12 protein-coding genes are annotated in these 13,880 nt (G+C 53.1%); 10 read left to right on the top strand and 2 right to left on the bottom strand.

What is annotated here, in order from left to right; genetic code table 11:
• Nucleotides 1-30 precede the first annotated feature (30 nt).
• Together gppA and rhlB are read right to left on the bottom strand one after the other, a co-directional pair.
• Entirely contained in the window at nucleotides 31-1,524 is a 1,494-nt protein-coding gene (gene gppA / locus IV04_RS09855) for a guanosine-5'-triphosphate,3'-diphosphate diphosphatase (protein ID WP_037401016.1), read from the bottom strand.
• Between the two features lie 124 nt (nucleotides 1,525-1,648).
• Nucleotides 1,649-2,938 carry an ATP-dependent RNA helicase RhlB gene (rhlB, locus tag IV04_RS09860; RefSeq protein ID WP_037401013.1) on the bottom strand — a complete coding sequence of 430 codons (1,290 nt, stop codon included), beginning with the start codon at nucleotides 2,936-2,938 and terminating at the stop codon, nucleotides 1,649-1,651.
• A gap of 137 nt (nucleotides 2,939-3,075) precedes the next feature.
• On the opposite strand from rhlB, the gene trxA reads away from it, so the two are divergent.
• From trxA to rffA, 10 genes are all read left to right on the top strand, one after another.
• Nucleotides 3,076-3,402 carry a thioredoxin TrxA gene (gene trxA / locus IV04_RS09865; RefSeq protein ID WP_037401010.1) on the top strand — a complete coding sequence of 109 codons (327 nt, stop codon included), beginning with the start codon at nucleotides 3,076-3,078 and terminating at the stop codon, nucleotides 3,400-3,402.
• A gap of 402 nt (nucleotides 3,403-3,804) precedes the next feature.
• Entirely contained in the window at nucleotides 3,805-5,064 is a 1,260-nt protein-coding gene (rho, locus tag IV04_RS09870) for a transcription termination factor Rho (protein ID WP_037401007.1), read from the top strand.
• 284 nt (nucleotides 5,065-5,348) lie between these two features.
• Entirely contained in the window at nucleotides 5,349-6,446 is a 1,098-nt protein-coding gene (gene wecA, locus IV04_RS09875) for a UDP-N-acetylglucosamine--undecaprenyl-phosphate N-acetylglucosaminephosphotransferase (protein ID WP_072010866.1), read from the top strand.
• Between the two features lie 20 nt (nucleotides 6,447-6,466).
• Nucleotides 6,467-7,519 carry an ECA polysaccharide chain length modulation protein gene (gene wzzE, locus IV04_RS09880; protein WP_037401001.1) on the top strand — a complete coding sequence of 351 codons (1,053 nt, stop codon included), beginning with the start codon at nucleotides 6,467-6,469 and terminating at the stop codon, nucleotides 7,517-7,519.
• 87 nt (nucleotides 7,520-7,606) lie between these two features.
• Nucleotides 7,607-8,737, top strand: coding sequence for a non-hydrolyzing UDP-N-acetylglucosamine 2-epimerase (wecB, locus tag IV04_RS09885; RefSeq protein WP_037400998.1), 1,131 nt, complete (start codon nucleotides 7,607-7,609; stop codon nucleotides 8,735-8,737).
• Nucleotides 8,734-9,996 (top strand): UDP-N-acetyl-D-mannosamine dehydrogenase, encoded by a 1,263-nt coding sequence (gene wecC, locus IV04_RS09890; RefSeq protein ID WP_037400995.1) that lies wholly within the window; start codon nucleotides 8,734-8,736, stop codon nucleotides 9,994-9,996. Before wecB ends, wecC begins: the two co-directional genes overlap by 4 nt.
• Nucleotides 9,993-11,057 (top strand): dTDP-glucose 4,6-dehydratase, encoded by a 1,065-nt coding sequence (gene rffG / locus IV04_RS09895; protein WP_037400992.1) that lies wholly within the window; start codon nucleotides 9,993-9,995, stop codon nucleotides 11,055-11,057. The genes wecC and rffG overlap by 4 nt, the downstream gene beginning before the upstream one ends.
• A 129-nt stretch (nucleotides 11,058-11,186) precedes the next feature.
• Nucleotides 11,187-12,068, top strand: coding sequence for a glucose-1-phosphate thymidylyltransferase RfbA (gene rfbA / locus IV04_RS09900; protein ID WP_037400990.1), 882 nt, complete (start codon nucleotides 11,187-11,189; stop codon nucleotides 12,066-12,068).
• Complete coding sequence (rffC, locus tag IV04_RS09905) at nucleotides 12,046-12,762, top strand: dTDP-4-amino-4,6-dideoxy-D-galactose acyltransferase (protein WP_037400987.1); 717 nt, start codon at nucleotides 12,046-12,048, stop codon at nucleotides 12,760-12,762. The genes rfbA and rffC overlap by 23 nt, the downstream gene beginning before the upstream one ends.
• Complete coding sequence (gene rffA, locus IV04_RS09910) at nucleotides 12,749-13,879, top strand: dTDP-4-amino-4,6-dideoxygalactose transaminase (RefSeq protein WP_037400984.1); 1,131 nt, start codon at nucleotides 12,749-12,751, stop codon at nucleotides 13,877-13,879. The genes rffC and rffA overlap by 14 nt, the downstream gene beginning before the upstream one ends.
• The last annotated feature ends 1 nt before the right edge of the window (nucleotide 13,880 follow it).

The raw sequence follows: 13,880 nt of genomic DNA on the forward strand, positions 1-13,880 counted from the left end.
AATAAGGACGCTGGCAGCGCCCTGATCACATCAGCGTTGCTCTTCCAGATACAGTGGCCAATGGACATCACTTTGCCAGTGACTCTCCTGCTCCAGCGTTTCGGCACGCAGTGGATGTTGCTCCAGCCAGCCACGGGGCAGGGTGATATGCAGTTCTTCATCGTTGGCGCGCAGGCGCACCGCAGGCAAGGTATCGTCCCGGCGACGGCTGGCAAAGATGATGGCTAAACGCAGAATCCGGCACAAACGCTGCGCCATACGTGGCAATACGGCGTTTTGCTGACTCAGCAGCGGCAAGTCAATGGTATTGCTTTGGTTTTGCAGCAGCGTTGCTAACAGTTTCTTCTGCGCTGGGGTAAAGCCGGGTAAATCCAGATGACGGATCAGATAAGCGGCGTGCTGTGATGCCTGTTTAAAATCAACGCTGAGGCCGATTTCATGAAGCAGGCAAGCCGCATGCAGCAGTTCACGACATCGAGCATCGAGCTGCCATGCGTTGGCAACCTGCAGAGAAAAGTTTGTGGCAAGCTGGCTGACACGTTCCGCCTGCTCGATATCCAGCAGATAACGGCGTTGCAGATTGCGCAGGGTACGGCTGCGGATATCCTGCTCGACGGGCAAATCCAGCATGCCATACACCAATCCTTCGCGTAGCGCACCGCCAGCAAGCAGCATGTATTCGATGTTCAGTTCCTGAAAAATCGCCAGCAGAATCGACAAACCACTGGGGAACACCAGGGCACGCTCTAGCGTCAGGCCTTCAATCTCCAGCTCTTCCAGTTTGCCGCACTGAATAGCACGCTGTTTCAGTTGGCGCAGTTTGGGCAACGTAATGCGTTCGTCCATCCCCTGAGCCACCATGATTTCCTGCAGCGCTTGTACCGTGCCAGAGGCCCCGACGCAAATCTGCCAACCCTGCTGACACAGCTGTGGCGCAAGAGGGCGAACCATTTCGCGCGCAGCCTGTTCCGCCGCATCGAAGTTTTCCTGCCCCAGATTACGATCGCTGAAAAAGCGTTCAAGCCAGGTGACACAACCCATCGACAGGCTGTAAAGCTGCGTGGCCTGTGCCCCGGAGCCGGTCACCAGTTCCGTGCTGCCGCCGCCGATGTCCACCACCAAACGTTGAGCTGGGCCACCGGTGGTGTGTGCGACACCGTGATAAATCAGCCGGGCTTCCTCTTGGCCGCTGATCACTTGGATCGGGCACCCGAGGATCGCTTCGGCGGTATGCAGGAATTCGGCGGCATTGCTTGCCATCCGCAAAGTTGCCGTCGCGACAACGCGGATTTGCTCACGGGGGATATCCTGCAGGCGCTCTGAAAATAACTTCAGGCATTGCCAACCACGCTGCATGGCCTCGTGCGACAGATGATTATGCGGATCCAGACCGGCAGCCAGACGCACTTTGCGTTTGATGCGGGCCAGAGTCTGAACGCTGCCAGCGACTTCACGAACCACCAGCATGTGGAAGCTGTTGGAGCCAAGATCGATGGCAGCATAAAGAGTATTGGAACTGGGCATAATAATTATTCACTTCGCCTGGCAAGTTGCAACGCTGTTGGCCACCCCCAAGAACTTACCCGCGTAAGTTCTTGGGGGTGAACGTTGGCGCCAATTGGCTGCAACTTGAAATTCATCGGGAATATCAGCCTGGACGCCTGCGGTTATTCCGTGGAGCACCGCCGCTGCGGCGTGGCGTAGAGTTACGGCGTGGGCCGTTGTTGCCACGTGGACGCACCAAGCGTTTTGGCGCAGGCAGATCCGTCAGCAGCGCATCGCTGTTGTATTTGCTCACCGGGATACTGTGACCGGTATAGGTCTCGATCGCTGGCAGGTTCAGGGCATATTCTTCACAGGCCAGGCTGATGGAGTGGCCGCTTTCGCCCGCGCGACCGGTACGACCGATACGGTGAACATAGTCTTCGCAATCGTCAGGCAGATCGTAGTTGAAAACGTGGGTTACCAGCGGGATGTGCAAACCACGCGCTGCGACATCGGTCGCCACCAGAATATCCAGATTGCCTTTAGTGAAGTCATCCAGAATACGCAGGCGCTTTTTCTGTGCCACATCGCCAGTCAGCAGGCCCACACGGTGACCATCGGCAGCCAGATGGCCCCAGATGTCTTCACAGCGGTGCTTGGTGTTAGCGAAAATTATGCAGCGATCCGGCCACTCTTCCTCGAGCAGAGTCTGTAGCAGACGCATTTTCTCTTCATTGGAAGGGTAGAACAGCTCTTCTTTGATGCGATGGCCGGTTTTCTGCTCCGGTTCGACCTCAACATATTCGGCATTGTTCATCTGCTCGAAAGCCAGTTCGCGAACGCGATAAGACAGTGTGGCAGAGAACAACATGTTCAGGCGCTGATTGACCGCGGGCATGCGGCGGAACAGCCAGCGGATATCTTTGATAAAGCCCAGATCGTACATACGATCGGCTTCATCCAGCACCACCACTTGGATCGCACCCAGATCGATATAATTCTGTTTGGCATAATCGATTAAGCGGCCCGTGGTGCCAACCAGGATATCCACACCGCTTTCCAGCACTTTAAGCTGCTTGTCGTAGCCATCGCCACCGTAGGCCAGGCCCAGTTTCAAACCGGTAGACTGTGAAAGAGTTTCAGCATCGGAATGGATTTGAACGGCCAGTTCACGCGTTGGCGCCATGATCAAGGCGCGCGGCTGGTTGGTCTGGCGACCTTCTTTCGCCGGGTGGGACAGCAAATAGTGAAAAGTAGACGCTAAAAATGCCAGCGTCTTTCCGGTACCGGTTTGCGCCTGACCTGCAACGTCACGCCCAGAGAGCGTGAGCGGCAATGCTAACGCCTGGATAGGCGTGCAATGATGAAACCCCTTTTTCTGAAGGGCTTCAAGGACTAACGGGTGCAGGGCGAAGTCGGAAAACTTCTGTTCGGTCAAGTGTGTTTTGCTCATAGTATGGTAGAATATCAGCTAACTATTGCTTTACGAAAGCACATCCGTTGAAATAAACGCGGTGAAATAAAATCACCTTGGGTTGGTGAATAAGACGCCAACACTTACAAGGTAGACTTAATCCTGTGGAGTAGAACATGAGCGATAAAATTATTCACCTGACTGACGACAGCTTTGATACCGATGTGCTGAAAGCCGAAGGGCCAATCCTGGTAGATTTCTGGGCTGAATGGTGCGGCCCGTGCAAGATGATTGCGCCGATCCTGGATGAGATTGCCGAAGAATTTGCAGGCAAACTGACCATCAGCAAGCTGAACATCGATCAAAACCCGGCTACTGCACCGAAGTATGGTATCCGTGGCATCCCTACGCTGCTGCTGTTCAAAAACGGTGAAGTGGCGGCAACCAAAGTAGGCGCATTGTCTAAAGGCCAACTCAAAGATTTCCTGAACGCGAATCTGTAATCGGGCAGGAAGCCCTGTGACGGGCGTCTGGGAGTGAGGATGTAATTCACCGCTAGACGCCTGCCAAGAAGCGTGCTAAGTTTAACCACACTGCATATAGAACTTGCCCTAAGTATTAAATCTAAAGAGTTTGAATCTAAGCTTTACTCTATGTTGAACCATCGGCACCGTCATTTGCTATCAACTCTGCCCCTGTTTCGACAATCAAACAGTTTTACAAAAATCAGTTTTAAGGCACCTTCGATTCTTGACCGTTAGCGCGTGCATCCAACGTAAGCCATTTCTTACCGCGACAGCTCAGCAGCCCGGCGATCGAACGTCCAGTAAACAGGCACGCATCTCGCTGCCATACCATTCACGATATAAGTTCGAGACATACCCCGAGTTTAAGAACCCACCACTATGAATCTTACCGAATTAAAGAATACGCCGGTTTCTGATCTGATTACTCTCGGCGAAAATATGGGGCTGGAAAACCTGGCTCGCTTGCGCAAGCAGGACATTATCTTCTCTATACTCAAGCAACATGCGAAAAGCGGAGAAGATATCTTCGGCGACGGCGTGTTGGAGATATTGCAGGATGGATTTGGTTTCCTCCGCTCTGGAGACAGTTCCTACCTCGCCGGCCCTGATGATATCTACGTTTCCCCCAGCCAAATTCGCCGCTTTAACCTCCGCACAGGTGACACCATTTCCGGTAAGATTCGTCCGCCAAAAGAAGGCGAGCGTTATTTTGCACTGTTGAAAGTCAATGAAGTCAACTACGACAAACCGGAAAACGCCCGTAACAAAATCCTGTTCGAAAACCTGACGCCACTGCACGCCAATTCCCGTCTGCGGATGGAGCGTGGTAACGGTTCAACGGAAGATCTGACGGCTCGCGTGCTGGATCTGGCGGCCCCGATTGGCCGTGGCCAACGTGGCCTGATCGTCGCCCCGCCAAAAGCCGGTAAGACCATGCTGTTGCAGAATATTGCGCAGAGCATCGCTTACAACCACCCAGACTGTGTGCTGATGGTATTGCTGATCGACGAGCGCCCGGAAGAAGTGACCGAGATGCAGCGTCTGGTAAAAGGTGAAGTTATTGCTTCTACCTTCGATGAACCCGCTTCCCGCCACGTGCAGGTCGCAGAAATGGTGATCGAGAAAGCCAAGCGTCTGGTTGAACATAAAAAAGACGTTATCATCCTGCTGGATTCCATTACCCGTCTGGCGCGCGCATACAACACCGTAGTACCTGCTTCAGGCAAAGTGCTGACCGGTGGTGTGGATGCCAACGCCCTGCATCGTCCAAAGCGTTTCTTCGGTGCGGCACGTAACGTTGAGGAAGGCGGTAGCCTGACCATCATCGCCACTGCGCTGGTTGATACGGGGTCCAAAATGGACGAGGTTATTTACGAAGAATTTAAAGGTACCGGCAACATGGAACTGCACCTGGCGCGTAAAATCGCCGAGAAGCGTGTGTTCCCTGCTATCGATTACAACCGCTCAGGTACCCGTAAAGAAGAGTTGCTTACCTCATCTGAAGAACTGCAGAAGATGTGGATCCTGCGCAAGATTATTCACCCAATGGGTGAGATCGATGCGATGGAGTTCCTCATCAATAAATTGGCCATGACCAAAACCAATGATGAATTCTTCGACATGATGAAGCGCTCGTAATTCAGTAAAAATATTCGAGGAACGCCACGCCTAGTCGTGGCGTTTTTTGCTTTTGGCGGATACGATAAGCATCGATAAAGGGAAAGTCAGTTTTTTATGGCTTACTGAGAATTAATCTTATTTACGCCCGCTGTTGACGCTAAGGCGTTGAAGTAAGAAATAGTTTGTGCATGCATGAGTGTTCATGTCTGTCGCTATAGGAAATGACTGAAAGGTAGCCCCGTATATGGCGCGGTTTTTTACCCATGCTAAGCTGCCTCATCTTCTTCAGAGATTTGTTAACTGTGAACTTACTCACTATGAGTACTGAAATTCTTTTTGTTTTCCTGTTCTCTCTGGCTTTTTTGTTTGTTGCCCGCAAGGTAGCAAAACGGATCGGTTTGGTTGACAAACCCAATTATCGCAAACGTCATCAGGGCCTGATCCCTCTTGTCGGCGGCATTTCTGTTTATGCCGGTCTCTGTTTTGCTTTCCTGATTTCTGACCAAACGATTGCCCACGCTAAACTTTATCTCGCCTGCGCGGGTATCTTGGTGTTCGTGGGCGCTTTGGACGATCGCTTTGACATCAGCGTTAAAATCCGTGCCACCGTTCAGGCTCTGGTTGGCATTGCCATGATGGTTTTTGCTGGCCTTTATCTGCGCAGCTTTGGCTATGTGTTTGGTGGTTGGGAAATGCTGTTGGGGCCGTTCGGCTACCTGGTGACCCTGTTTGCTGTCTGGGCGGCGATCAATGCTTTCAACATGGTTGATGGTATTGATGGGTTGCTTGGTGGTCTCTCCTGTGTGTCGTTCGGAGCCTTGGGTACGCTGCTCTATTTGAGCGGTAACACGGCGCTCGCATTTTGGTGTTTCGCCATGCTGGCAGCTATAGTTCCCTATATTCTGCTCAACCTCGGCGTATTGGGCCGCCGTTATAAAGTCTTTATGGGGGATGCGGGCAGTACGCTGATTGGTTTTACGGCTATCTGGATATTGCTGCAAAGCTCCCAGGGGCCTAGCCACCCGATCAAACCGGTCACGGCGCTGTGGATTATTGCTATTCCGTTGATGGATATGATCGCGATCATGTATCGTCGTCTGCGCAAGGGGATGAGCCCGTTTTCTCCCGATCGTCAGCATATCCATCACCTGATTATGCGTGCAGGCTTTACGCCGCGTCAGGCTTTTGTCCTGATTACGCTGGCAGCCGCGATTCTGGCGGCGATTGGCGTGCTTGGTGAACGTCTGTCGTTTATTCCTGAATGGGTGATGTTGGCACTATTCTTGCTTTCTTTCTTCTTCTATGGCTATTGCATCAAACGGGCATGGCGCGTAGCGCGTTATATCAAACGTATGAAGCGCCGTATTCGACATTCAACGAACAACAAGCAAGTACCTTAACCTGAGGCTTTTGGGCAGTGATGACTCCAGAAACAACGTCTGAAAAAAATACTCCGCCGGTCGATAATGAACTCGATATCCGCGGTTTGTGCTGTACGCTGTGGCGCGGCAAGAAATGGATTATCGGTTTTGCGGTGTTGTTCGCCGTGGTGGCACTGATCGTCTCCTATCTGGTCAAACAGGAATGGAGCGCAACGGCGATCACGGATAAGCCAACGGTAAATGCATTGGGCGGATATTATTCGCAGCAGCAGTTCCTGCGTAACCTCGATGTGCGTACCGTGCCAGCAGTCGCCGGGGAACAACCCGGTATTGCTGATGAAGCCTATAATGAATTCATTATGCAACTGGCAGCCTATGACACGCGCCGTGATTTCTGGCTGCAAAGTGACTATTACAAACAGCGCCAGGAAGGTGATGCTCGCGCGGATGCGGCATTGCTTGACGATCTGATTAACAATATTCAGTTCACTCCGCGTGATGACAAAAAAGTGCTCAACGACGGCGTGAAGCTGACGGCGGAAACCGCACCGGACTCCAATCGTTTGCTGCGTCAGTATGTCGCATTCGCCAGCCATCGGGCAGCGCAGCATCTGAATGAAGAGATTCAAGGGGCTTGGGCGGCTCGCACTGCTTCGATGAACGCGCAGGTCAAACGGCAGGAAGCGGTTGCCGATGCGGTTTATCAGCGTGAACTCAAAACCGTGCAGCAGGCGTTGAAAATCGCCGAGCAGCAAGGGATTGGCCGCAGCCAGACCGAGACGCCAGCCGAACAGTTGCCTGATTCCGATTTGTTCCTGCTGGGTAAGCCAATGCTCCAGGCTCGCTTGGAAGGGTTACAGGCTTCTGGCCCAACCTATGATCTGGGTTACGACCAGAACCGTGCCATGCTGGCAACGCTGAACGTTGGCCCGACGTTGGATGGCAAGTTCCAGACCTATCGCTATCTGCGTACGCCGGAAGAACCGGTAAAACGCGATAGTCCGCGCCGCGTCTTCTGGCTGATCATGTGGGGATCCATTGGTGCTCTGATTGGCGCTGGTGTTGCTTTAGCTCGTCGGCCACGCAATTAAAAAAAGAAGACCATGATTTCGTTGATGGGCGCTTAAGCGCCCAGTTTGCAGGTTCGCCTGCGGTTCACCGACCAAAAGAGATTCGCTGTGAAAGTGTTGACTGTTTTTGGCACCAGGCCGGAAGCCATCAAAATGGCTCCTCTGGTACATGCTCTGGCTGAGGATGCAGCCTTTGAATCAAGAGTCTGCGTTACGGCACAGCATCGTGAGATGTTGGATCAGGTATTGCGTTTGTTTGAAATCGTACCGGATTACGACCTTAACATCATGAAACCAGGCCAGGGGCTGAGTGAAATCACCTGCCGCATTCTGGAAGGGTTGAAAGGGGTTCTGGAAGATTTCAAACCGGATGTGGTTCTGGTTCACGGTGATACCACCACCACTATGGCAACCAGCCTGGCTGCGTTTTACCAGCGTATTCCCGTTGGGCACGTGGAGGCCGGTCTGCGTACCGGTAATCTCTATTCTCCATGGCCTGAAGAAGCCAACCGCAAGCTGACGGGCCATCTGGCGATGTACCATTTTGCGCCGACCGAAAACTCGCGCTCGAATCTGCTGCGGGAATCGCTGCATGATGACCATATTTTTGTCACGGGCAATACGGTGATCGATGCGTTGTTATGGGTTCGCGACCGTGTCCTGAGTGACGAAGTGTTGCGTAACAGTCTCGATCAGCGTTATCCCTTCCTGGATGCCAATAAGAAGTTGATCTTGGTGACTGGCCACCGTCGCGAAAGCTTCGGCGGTGGGTTCGAGCGCATTTGCAGCGCTTTGGCGGAAATCGCCCGGCAGCATCCGGAAGTTCAGGTAGTTTACCCTGTACACCTCAATCCCAATGTCAGTGAGCCAGTTAATCGGATCCTGAAAGGTATCGATAACATTATCCTTATCGATCCGCAGGATTACCTGCCATTTGTTTACCTGATGACCCACTCTTACCTGATTCTGACCGACTCGGGCGGTATTCAGGAAGAGGCACCGTCACTGGGTAAACCGGTGTTAGTAATGCGTGATACGACTGAGCGGCCAGAAGCGGTGGATGCTGGAACGGTGCGTTTGGTAGGAACCGATGTGGCAAGAATAGTTGATGAAGTGACTCGGCTGTTGACGGATGAGAACGAATATCACGCCATGAGCCGGGCGCATAACCCCTACGGTGACGGGCATGCCTGCCAGCGTATCCTCAAAGCTTTAAAGAATCATCAGGTGACACTATGAGTTTTAACACTATTTCAGTTATTGGCCTGGGTTATATCGGCTTGCCAACGGCGGCGGCGTTTGCTTCCCGCAAGAAAAAAGTGGTAGGTGTAGATGTTAATCAACATGCGGTAGATACCATCAATCGTGGTGAGATTCATATTGTAGAGCCCGACCTGGACCGCGTGGTGAAGGAAGCGGTTGACGGGGGATACCTGCAGGCCGTCACTAAACCATTAGCGGCAGATGCTTTCCTGATCGCGGTGCCGACGCCGTTCAAAGGGGACCATGAGCCCGATCTGGCCTATGTTGAAGCGGCTGCCAAGTCATTGGCACCGGTGCTGAAAAAAGGCGATCTGGTGATTCTGGAGTCTACCTCACCTGTCGGCGCGACCGAGCAAATGGCGCAGTGGTTGGCTGAAGCGCGTAGCGATCTCAGCTTCCCGCAGCAGGCCGGTGAGCAGGCTGATATCAATATTGCCTATTGCCCTGAGCGCGTGTTGCCAGGCCAGGTGATGGTTGAGCTGATTCAGAACGACCGCGTTATCGGTGGGATGACACCGAAGTGTTCCGAACGCGCCAGCGCACTGTATAAAATTTTCCTTGAAGGTGAATGTGTTGTCACCAACTCACGCACCGCCGAGATGTGTAAATTGACGGAAAACAGCTTCCGCGATGTCAATATCGCGTTTGCTAACGAATTGTCGCTGATTTGTGCCGATCAAGGGATCAACGTGTGGGAACTGATCCGTTTGGCCAATCGCCATCCGCGCGTCAATATCCTGCAGCCGGGGCCTGGCGTTGGTGGGCACTGTATTGCGGTTGATCCTTGGTTTATCGTGGCGCAAAACCCGCAACAGGCTCGCCTGATCCACACTGCGCGCCTGGTTAACGATGGTAAGCCGCTGTGGGTGGTCGAACGCGTTAAGGCCGCCGTGGCCGATTGCCTTGCAGCAACCAACAAGCGCGCTTCTGAAGTGAAGATTGCCTGTTTTGGCCTGGCGTTCAAGCCCAATATCGACGATCTGCGTGAGAGCCCGGCGGTAGAAGTGGCACACCTGATTGCCGATTGGCACGTAGGGGAAACCTTGGCCGTGGAACCGAACGTTGAGCAATTGCCGAAATCCTTGGCTGGCCACGTGACGCTGAAAAGCCTCACCGATGCACTGCAGCAGGCGGATGTGATTGTTATGCTGGTCGATCACAAAGAATTCAAGGCGATTAAGCCGGAAGAGATTAAGCAATCCTGGATTGTTGACACCAAAGGGGTCTGGCGTTGAAACGTATTTTAGTTACCGGCGGTGCCGGTTTTATTGGCTCTGCCGTAGTAAGACACATCATCAGCAGCACTGCCGATAGCGTGGTGGTGGTGGATAAGCTGACCTATGCAGGCAACCTGGAGTCGCTGGCTGAGGTGGTTGATAACGAGCGCTATGCTTTCGAACAGGTTGATATCTGCGATCGCGCTGCGCTGGATCGGGTATTTGCCGAGTATCAGCCTGATTTCGTGATGCACCTGGCGGCAGAAAGCCATGTTGATCGTTCCATTGACGGCCCGGCGGCATTTATCGAAACCAACGTGGTGGGAACCTACACCATGCTGGAAGCGGCCCGCCATTACTGGCAAGGGCTTGCAGAAGAGAAAAAGCAGGGTTTCCGCTTCCACCATATCTCTACCGATGAAGTGTACGGCGATCTGCACGGCACCGACGATCTGTTTACCGAAACCACGCCTTACGCACCCAGCAGCCCGTATTCAGCATCTAAAGCGTCGAGTGACCATCTGGTGCGCGCCTGGTTGCGCACTTACGGTTTCCCAACCGTGGTGACTAACTGTTCCAACAACTATGGCCCTTACCACTTCCCAGAAAAGCTGATCCCATTGGTGATCCTGAACGCCATTTCTGGCAAACCGCTGCCGGTCTACGGCAATGGGGCTCAGGTGCGCGACTGGCTGTATGTGGAAGATCATGCGCGTGCGCTGTATCAGGTAGTGACCGAAGGTGCGGTGGGTGAAACCTACAACATCGGTGGGCACAACGAGCGCAAGAATATCGAAGTGGTACATACCATTTGCGATCTGCTGGAAGAACTGGCCCCGAACAAGCCACAAGGTGTAGCGAACTACCGTGATTTGATCACTTACGTTAAAGATCGCCCAGGCCACGATATGCGTTATGCCATCGATGCGGGGAAAATCGAACGTGAACTGGGTTGGCGCCCGCAGGAAACCTTTGAAAGCGGCATTCGCAAAACGGTGTCCTGGTATCTGAACAACGAAACCTGGTGGCGTCGTGTTCAGGACGGTTCCTATGCGGGTGAGCGTTTGGGGCTGAGCTAAACCCCAAAAGATTTGGCGTTGTAGCCCTATAACGCTATCTAGATATACCCCAAGCGACTTGAAGTATGACGGGGATAAACGCGCGGTGGCTAACAGGCACCGCGTTGTTACATGAGTTCAGGAGTTATTATGAAAGGTATCATTCTTGCTGGCGGTTCAGGGACGCGTTTGCACCCGATTACTCGTGGTGTTTCCAAACAGCTGCTCCCTATCTACGATAAGCCGATGATCTATTATCCGCTTTCGGTGCTGATGCTGGCCGGGATCCGGGACGTTTTGATTATCTCTACACCGGAAGATTTGCCGTCGTTCCGCCGCCTGTTAGGTAGCGGTGCAGAGTTTGGTATCAATCTGAGTTATGCCGAGCAGCCAAGCCCAGACGGGCTGGCACAGGCATTCCTGATCGGTGAAGAGTTTATCGCTGGTGAGCCAACCTGCCTGGTGCTGGGTGACAATATCTATTTTGGTCAGAGCTTTAGCCCGAAACTGAAAAATGTGGTCGCTGGCCTGAAGGGCGCGACCGTGTTCGGTTATCAGGTCATGGATCCAGAGCGTTTCGGCGTTGTGGAGTTTGATGATCATTTCCGCGCGTTGTCGATCGAAGAAAAACCGGCTAAACCAAAATCCAACTGGGCGGTTACGGGGCTTTATTTCTACGACAACCAGGTGGTGGATTTCGCCAAACAAGTTAAACCATCGCCGCGTGGTGAACTGGAAATTACCAGCATCAACCAGATGTATCTGGAGCGCGGTGAATTGAGCGTTGAGTTGTTAGGCCGTGGTTTTGCCTGGCTTGATACCGGTACTCATGACAGCCTGATCGAGGCCAGCACCTTTGTGCAGACAGTGGAAAAACGCCAAGGGTTCAAGATTGCCTGCCTGGAAGAAATTGCCTGGCGTAATGGCTGGTTGGACGATGAAGGTGTAAAGCGTGCTGCTCTGGCGCTGGCGAAAACTGGTTACGGCAAATATTTACTGGATTTACTGCATGTCCGTCCACGCCAATATTGAGCCTCTGGGCTGGGAAAGCGAGTTTTTCCAGATCCCCAGCGGCAAACTGCATTTTGATGACAGCGCGTCACCGCTCAGTGACGCGCAGTTAGATGCTTTTACGCTGGTGCAGGCCAAGATCCCAACACAACGCCTTGATTTAGCTGACGCATTGGCTGAGCATGGTTTTCGGCTGGTAGAAGGTGAGGTGGATTTGGCGCTGACGGTTGGCACGGAAAGTGCTTCTGTCTCGTCAGTGCGTGTCGCTGTTGCTGATGACATTCCGGCATTGCGAGCGGCAGCGGCCAGCGTATTCGCCGCTAGCCGTTTCCGGGCTCCCTGGTATGGGCAACAGGACAGTGGACGATTTTATGCCACTTGGATTGAAAAAGCGGTGCTGGGGACCTTCGATCATCAGTGCTTATTAGTGCTGGGAAGCGATGGGCAACCAGAAGGTTTTGTCAGCCTGCGTGATATTGGCCAACAAGAGACCCGTATCGGTTTGCTGGCCGTTTTCCCAGGTGCGCAAGGAAAGGGTGCCGGTTCACGGCTGATGGCTGCCGCGATCGCCTGGTGTCAGCAGCGTGAGCTGCGGCGCCTGTGGGTTGCGACCCAGATGAGTAATATTGCCGCGTTACGGCTCTATCAACGGCACGGTGCCATTATAGAAAGCACCGCGTATTGGTTCTACAGAGGCTTACATGATTCCATTTAACGCACCACCGGTTGTTGGCACCGAGCTCGATTATATGCAGGCTGCAATGGGCAGCGGTAAACTCTGTGGTGACGGCGGTTTTACGCGCCGTTGCCAGCAGTGGATGGAACAGCATTTCGGTAGCCCGAAGGTGCTGTTGACGCCTTCTTGCACTGCTTCACTGGAAATGGCCGCCATTCTGCTGGATATCCAGCCGGGTGATGAAGTGATCATGCCGAGCTTCACCTTCGTTTCTACTGCCAACGCCTTCGTGCTGCGTGGCGCGATAGTGGTGTTTGTCGATGTGCGTCCAGACACCATGAATATCGATGAAACCAAAATCGAAGCCGCTATTACCGATAAAACCCGCGCGATCGTGCCGGTACATTATGCTGGCGTGGCCTGCGAGATGGACACCATCATGGCGCTGGCGAAAAAATACAACCTGTTCGTGGTTGAAGATGCTGCACAGGGCGTGATGTCGACTTACAAAGGCAAAGCGTTGGGGACTATCGGCCACATCGGCTGTTACAGCTTCCATGAAACCAAAAACTACACCGCTGGCGGTGAGGGTGGCGCAACGCTGATTAACGATCCGGCACTGATCGATCGGGCGGAAGTGATTCGCGAAAAAGGCACCAACCGCAGCCAGTTCTTCCGTGGGCAGGTTGATAAGTACACCTGGCGCGATATCGGCTCCAGCTATCTGATGTCTGACCTGCAGGCGGCTTATCTGTGGGCGCAGTTGGAGGCAGCGGAAGAGATTAACCAGCGTCGCTTGAAGCTGTGGCAGAACTATTATGAGGCGTTTAAACCGCTGGCAGATGACGGGCGTATCAACTTGCCAGTGATCCCTGAGGGTTGCGTGCATAATGCCCATATGTTCTACGTCAAACTCAAGGATGTTCAGGATCGCACGGCGTTTATCGATTACCTGAAAGAAGCCGAGATCATGACGGTATTCCATTACATCCCTCTGCACGCCTGCCCAGCGGGTGAGAAGTTTGGTCGCTTTGCTGGCGAAGACCGTTTCACCACCAAAGAGAGTGAACGTCTGGTGCGCCTGCCACTGTTCTACAACATGTCCGATGTTAACCAACGCACGGTGATCACCACCATCCTGAGCTTCCTGGCCTGAT

This window comes from Serratia sp. Ag1 (assembly GCF_000743355.1).
In the GTDB taxonomy this organism is placed as follows: Bacteria; Pseudomonadota; Gammaproteobacteria; order Enterobacterales; family Enterobacteriaceae; genus Chania.